The organism is Streptomyces sp. NPDC058662 (genome assembly GCF_042716255.1).
In the GTDB taxonomy this organism is placed as follows: Bacteria; Actinomycetota; Actinomycetes; order Streptomycetales; family Streptomycetaceae; genus Streptomyces.
Window position 1 is genome coordinate 1 of record NZ_JBHXRU010000181.1, and the last position, 5,590, is coordinate 5,590.

6 protein-coding genes are annotated in these 5,590 nt (G+C 68.3%); 1 reads left to right on the forward strand and 5 read right to left on the reverse strand.

The genetic code is table 11. The annotated features are described in order from the left end of the window. Nucleotides 1-110: 110 nt before the first annotated feature. Nucleotides 111-2,636, reverse strand: a complete 2,526-nt coding sequence (locus tag ACFWUQ_RS30940; protein WP_384544646.1) for an ATP-dependent Clp protease ATP-binding subunit — start codon at nucleotides 2,634-2,636, stop codon at nucleotides 111-113. Nucleotides 2,637-3,100: 464 nt separating this feature from the next. On the opposite strand from ACFWUQ_RS30940, the gene ACFWUQ_RS30945 reads away from it, so the two are divergent. After that, nucleotides 3,101-3,685, forward strand: a complete 585-nt coding sequence (locus ACFWUQ_RS30945; RefSeq protein ID WP_384544648.1) for an SCO3374 family protein — start codon at nucleotides 3,101-3,103, stop codon at nucleotides 3,683-3,685. On the opposite strand, the gene ACFWUQ_RS30950 is transcribed toward ACFWUQ_RS30945, so the two are convergent. The 4 genes from ACFWUQ_RS30950 to ACFWUQ_RS30965 all read right to left on the reverse strand — a co-directional run bounded on the left by ACFWUQ_RS30950 (nucleotide 3,664) and on the right by ACFWUQ_RS30965 (nucleotide 5,452). Continuing rightward, a complete protein-coding gene (locus ACFWUQ_RS30950; protein ID WP_384544650.1) occupies nucleotides 3,664-4,005 on the reverse strand; it encodes an Lsr2 family protein in 342 nt (113 codons plus the stop codon). The genes ACFWUQ_RS30945 and ACFWUQ_RS30950 overlap by 22 nt on opposite strands. A gap of 165 nt (nucleotides 4,006-4,170) precedes the next feature. Next, the gene (locus ACFWUQ_RS30955) at nucleotides 4,171-4,701 is read right to left on the reverse strand and encodes an amino-acid N-acetyltransferase (protein WP_384544652.1); all 531 of its coding nucleotides are present in this window, start codon (nucleotides 4,699-4,701) and stop codon (nucleotides 4,171-4,173) included. An 11-nt stretch (nucleotides 4,702-4,712) separates the two neighbouring features. Further along, nucleotides 4,713-5,165 (reverse strand): BlaI/MecI/CopY family transcriptional regulator, encoded by a 453-nt coding sequence (locus ACFWUQ_RS30960; protein WP_384544654.1) that lies wholly within the window; start codon nucleotides 5,163-5,165, stop codon nucleotides 4,713-4,715. A gap of 122 nt (nucleotides 5,166-5,287) precedes the next feature. After that, nucleotides 5,288-5,452, reverse strand: coding sequence for a hypothetical protein (locus ACFWUQ_RS30965; protein WP_384544656.1), 165 nt, complete (start codon nucleotides 5,450-5,452; stop codon nucleotides 5,288-5,290). Between the last annotated feature and the right edge of the window lie 138 nt (nucleotides 5,453-5,590).

Genomic DNA, 5,590 nt, shown 5'->3' on the forward strand with positions numbered 1-5,590 from the left:
TTGGTGTGGGGGGTTGTTTTTGTTTTTAACGTTACGGGGCCGGGGGCGGCCCCGTACCTTTTCGGCCCGGGCCCCCCCCCTTCTCGCGCTCAGCTACCCGCCTGCGGCGCTCACGCGCCCTTCGACAGGTCCGGGCCGGAGCCCGTGGCCTCGATCGGCGGCAGGTCCGGCAGCGCCGACTTCTCCTCGCCGCGGAAGGTGAACTTCGCTTCCGCGCCCTCACCCTCCTTGCCGACGACCACGATCTGACCGGGGCGCAGCTCACCGAAGAGGATCTTCTCCGAGAGCATGTCCTCGATCTCGCGCTGGATGGTCCGGCGCAGCGGGCGGGCGCCCATGATCGGGTCGTACCCGCGCTTGGCGAGCAGGAGCTTCGCGTCACCGCTCAGCTCGATGCCCATGTCGCGGTCCTTGAGACGCTCGTCGACCTTCGCGATCATGAGGTCGACGATCTGGATGATGTCTTCCTCGGTGAGCTGGTGGAAGACGACCGTGTCGTCGACACGGTTGAGGAACTCGGGCCGGAAGTGCTGCTTGAGCTCTTCGTTGACCTTCGCCTTCATCCGGTCGTAGCCGGTCTTGGTGTCGCCCTGGGCCGCGAAGCCCAGGTTGAAGCCCTTCGAGATGTCCCGCGTACCCAGGTTGGTCGTCATGATGATGACCGTGTTCTTGAAGTCCACGACCCGGCCCTGGGAGTCGGTCAGACGACCGTCCTCCAGGATCTGGAGAAGGGAATTGAAGATATCCGGGTGGGCCTTCTCGACCTCGTCGAAGAGGACGACGGAGAACGGCTTCCGGCGCACCTTCTCGGTGAGCTGGCCGCCCTCTTCGTAACCCACGTAGCCGGGGGGCGAACCGAAGAGACGGGAGACCGTGTGCTTCTCGCTGAACTCCGACATGTCGAGGGAGATCAGCGCGTCCTCGTCGCCGAAGAGGAATTCGGCGAGCGTCTTGGAGAGCTCGGTCTTACCGACACCGGACGGGCCGGCGAAGATGAACGAGCCGCCCGGGCGCTTCGGGTCCTTGAGACCCGCACGGGTGCGCCGGATCGCCTGGGAGAGCGCCCTGATGGCGTCCTTCTGGCCGATGACCCGGCGGTGGAGCTCGTCCTCCATGCGGAGCAGCCGCGAGGACTCCTCCTCGGTGAGCTTGAAGACGGGAATTCCGGTCGCCGTGGCGAGTACCTCGGCGATCAGCTCCTCGTCCACCTCGGCGACGACGTCCATGTCGCCGGACTTCCATTCCTTCTCGCGCTTGGCCTTCGCCGTCAGCAGCTGCTTCTCCGTGTCACGGAGCGAAGCCGCCTTCTCGAAGTCCTGGGAGTCGATCGCCGACTCCTTGTCGCGGCGCACGTTCGCGATCTTCTCGTCGAACTCGCGGAGGTCCGGCGGTGCGGTCATCCGGCGGATGCGCATCCGGGAGCCGGCCTCGTCGATCAGGTCGATCGCCTTGTCCGGGAGGAAGCGGTCCGAGATGTACCGGTCGGCCAGGGTCGCGGCGGCCACGAGGGCCGAGTCCGTGATGGAGACGCGGTGGTGGGCCTCGTAGCGGTCGCGCAGGCCCTTGAGGATCTCGATCGTGTGGGGGAGGGAAGGCTCCGCCACCTGGATCGGCTGGAACCGGCGCTCAAGCGCCGCGTCCTTCTCAAGGTGCTTGCGGTACTCGTCGAGCGTGGTGGCACCGATGGTCTGGAGCTCACCGCGGGCCAGCATGGGCTTGAGGATGCTGGCGGCGTCGATCGCGCCCTCGGCGGCGCCCGCACCCACGAGGGTGTGGAGCTCGTCGATGAACAGGATGATGTCGCCGCGGGTGCGGATCTCCTTGAGGACCTTCTTGAGGCGCTCCTCGAAGTCACCGCGGTAGCGGGAGCCCGCGACCAGGGCGCCGAGGTCCAGGGTGTAGAGGTGCTTGTCCTTGAGGGTCTCGGGCACCTCGCCCTTGACGATCGCCTGCGCCAGGCCCTCGACGACGGCGGTCTTGCCGACGCCGGGCTCGCCGATGAGGACCGGGTTGTTCTTGGTCCGGCGGGACAGGACCTGCATGACCCGCTCGATCTCCTTCTCGCGCCCGATGACCGGGTCGAGCTTGGACTCGCGGGCCGCCTGGGTGAGATTGCGGCCGAACTGGTCCAGGACGAGCGAGGTCGAGGGCGTGCCCTCGGCCGGGCCGCCGGCCGTGGCCGACTCCTTGCCGCCCCCGGTGTAGCCGGAGAGCAGCTGGATGACCTGCTGCCGGACCCGGTTGAGATCGGCGCCCAGCTTCACGAGGACCTGGGCGGCGACGCCCTCGCCCTCGCGGATCAGGCCGAGCAGGATGTGCTCGGTGCCGATGTAGTTGTGGCCGAGCTGGAGGGCCTCTCGGAGCGAAAGCTCCAGGACCTTCTTCGCCCGCGGGGTGAAGGGGATGTGGCCGGACGGGGCCTGCTGCCCCTGACCGATGATCTCCTCAACCTGCTGGCGAACAGCCTCGAGCGAAATCCCGAGGCTCTCCAGGGCCTTAGCGGCGACACCCTCACCCTCGTGGATCAAGCCCAGGAGGATGTGCTCGGTGCCGATGTAGTTGTGGTTGAGCATCCGGGCTTCTTCCTGAGCCAGGACGACAACCCGCCGCGCGCGGTCGGTGAACCTCTCGAACATCGTTTATCGCTCCTCAGAGCGGTCGGGCAGTTCGGGGTCGGTCCCCGCCCTGTCCTTCCGCATGCTAGTCCCGCGGGGCGGGACAGCTCATTCCAACTGCCGACATCCGTCCGCGGCTCACCCCCACATCGGTGAGGAAAACCGGCTTGAACAGCCGACAACTGCTCCAACCCGATAGTGGGAGACGATGTTCCCGCAGGCCAGGCAGATACCCGTCACGCGTGTACGCCGATGGCGAACGGGAGCCGCCCAAATCAGCGTGTCGCCCCGATCCACTAGGAATGTCTTACCCGTCCGGACTGGCCCTCCATCCCCGAGGGGCCGGATCCCTCTCCGCTAAGGGCGAACACGCTTGCGTCCCGAATGCGGGACGCGGCGCCTCCGATCTCTACGTTCCGCACGGCTCCGGACGCGTTGGGTCACATCGCCCGTAACCCGCCGGTGTTTCGGCAGTTGCTCCGTGCATGGCCGCCAGCACTGTCAGCACCGTCAGCCTTCCCACTCCCCGTGTCGCGCCGGTGCAGGAGGCGTACGCCTCCTGGTACGAGCGGACCCTGGGGTGGACCGTCGCGGGCGGCCCGCCCGTCCAACTCGTCACCGGGATCCGGTTCGACGTGCTGGAGCTGCCGTCCGAGGCGGGGGCGGCGGTACTGCGCGGACCCGTCGCCACGGGCCCGGTGGCGCTGATGGGGCGCCGGATGCGGTTCCTGGTGGCCCCGGGGAGTGCGGAGGAGCTGGCGGGGCTGCTCGACTGGCTGGAGTGGGGCGGGGTCGCCCTCGATCTCACCGCCCTGGGTGCGGGCGGCCGGATCACCGCGCCGGTCCCCCCGGACGTCCGGGGACCGCGGCAGAGCCCTCGGGAGGCCGCCGTCTGGCTGCGGCCCCCCGAGCCGGGGTGCGAGGCACTGCTCCCGTGCCTGCCCGGCCCCGGGCAGGGCGCCGGACCCGCTCGCGGGCCCGGTCTCGTACGCCTGGTGGCGGCGGCGGCGACGGAATGCCACCGCGCCCGCCTGGAAAGGCGTACGACTCAGCCCTTGGCCTTCTCGTAGGCCTCGCGGATCTCGGCCGGGACGCGACCGCGGTCGTTCACGTTGTAGCCGTTCTCCTTCGCCCAGGCGCGGATCTCGGCCGTGTCCGGGTTACCGGTCGTGACCGAGGCGCGGCCGCCCTTGGCGCGGGTGGCGCTCGCACGGCCGCCGGTACGGCGGCCGCCCTTGGTGTACGGGTCGAGCAGACCGCGGAGCTTTTCAGCGTTGGCGGTGGTGAGGTCGATCTCGTAGGTCTTGCCATCCAGAGCGAACGTCACCGTCTCGTCCGCCTCGCCGCCGTCGAGGTCGTCGACAAGAAGGACCTGAACCTTCTGTGCCACCGGGATTTCCTTTCATCGAAAAGCAGTACGCGGAAAGGAAACCGCTTTTGCCTGGAAAACACAAACCCCCCGGGAGAGGTTCAGGATCGCAACAGGGCGGGAAACGTACGCGATTCGGACATAGGCCACAGGTGTGTGGAGCACCGGAAAAGCCGCCGTGATCGTTCAGAGGTGCAGAAGCATCCGGCTGTTGCCCAAGGTGTTCGGCTTCACTCGTTCGAGACCGAGGAACTCCGCGACGCCCTCGTCATAGGAACGCAGGAGCTCCATGTACACATCGCTGTCGACCGGGGTCTCCCCGATCTCGACGAAGCCGTGCTTCGCGAAGAAGTCCACTTCGAAGGTCAGGCAGAAAACCCGGCTCACCCCGAGCTCGCGTGCGGTGTGCAACAACTGCCGCAGCACGCGGTGGCCGACGCCGGCGCCCTTGAGCTCCCGGTCGACGGCGAGAGTACGCACTTCGGCGAGGTCTTCCCACATCACGTGGAGAGCGCCGCAGCCGACGACCTGGGCGTCCCGGTCGCGTTCGGCGACCCAGAACTCCTGGATGTCCTCGTAAAGGACGACGGGCGCTTTGTCGAGGAGGATCCGCTGCTGCACGTACTGGTTGAGGAGGCGGCGCAGCGCCGCGACATCACTCGTGCGGGCACGGCGGATCGTCACTGTTTCTGCGGGTGCGGCGGAAAACTCTCCCATGCCCCCGAACGCTATCGCCCCGGCTCGGCCGGGCGCTCGGCGGAGTCCCCGCCGGCTTCGGGCCCAGCGGGGGCCTCGGCGGCCGTTTCGGCGGCGGACTCGTCGTCGTGCTGGACGATCCGCACGGCGTCGCGAAGCGCTTCGCGCTGTTCCGCCGACATCATGCCGAAGAAGGCGACCAGGGCGGCCGCGGGGTTGTCGCTCGTCGCCCAGGCCGCGTTCATGAGTGCGGCCGAGTAGGCGGCGCGGGTGGAGACCGCCGTATATCGATAGGCGCGGCCTTCGGCTTCCCGGCGGACCCAGCCCTTCTGATGGAGATTGTCCATAACGGTCATGACCGTGGTGTACGCGATGGACCGTTCCTGCTGGAGGTCTTCGAGTACTTCCCGAACAGTGACCGGGCGGTTCCACTGCCACACCCGTGTCATCACGGCGTCTTCGAGTTCTCCCAAGGGGCGAGGCACACCAGCACGATAGTGCGGAATGTCGGGGATTGCCCGACTATCCGGCTGCCAACGCGCAACAAATCGGGCGTACGGCCGGTGGGGCCGTGCGCCCTTCCTGTCCCGCAGGAGCCGTGCGGCCCCTACTTCTGCTGCTGGGCGGCCTCGGCGCGGGCGATCACGGCGTCGACCACCGCGTCCTCCTTGGCCTTGTTCGCCCCGCCCTGGGTCTTCACGATCGTCACGACGAGAGCGATGAAGAACGCGGCCATCGCGAAGGGGGGCACGAGCGCGGAAACATAGTCCATGACCCCAGCCTAGCTATCCGACCGCCCGCCCGTCCGCCGGGGGCGGGGTGGGCTTGCGGCGCGGCGGGAACACCTCGCCCGGGGTCGGGACCGGCCGCGGGGGGTGCGCGGGGCCCGGCTCCTGGCCCGGCTCCCGCC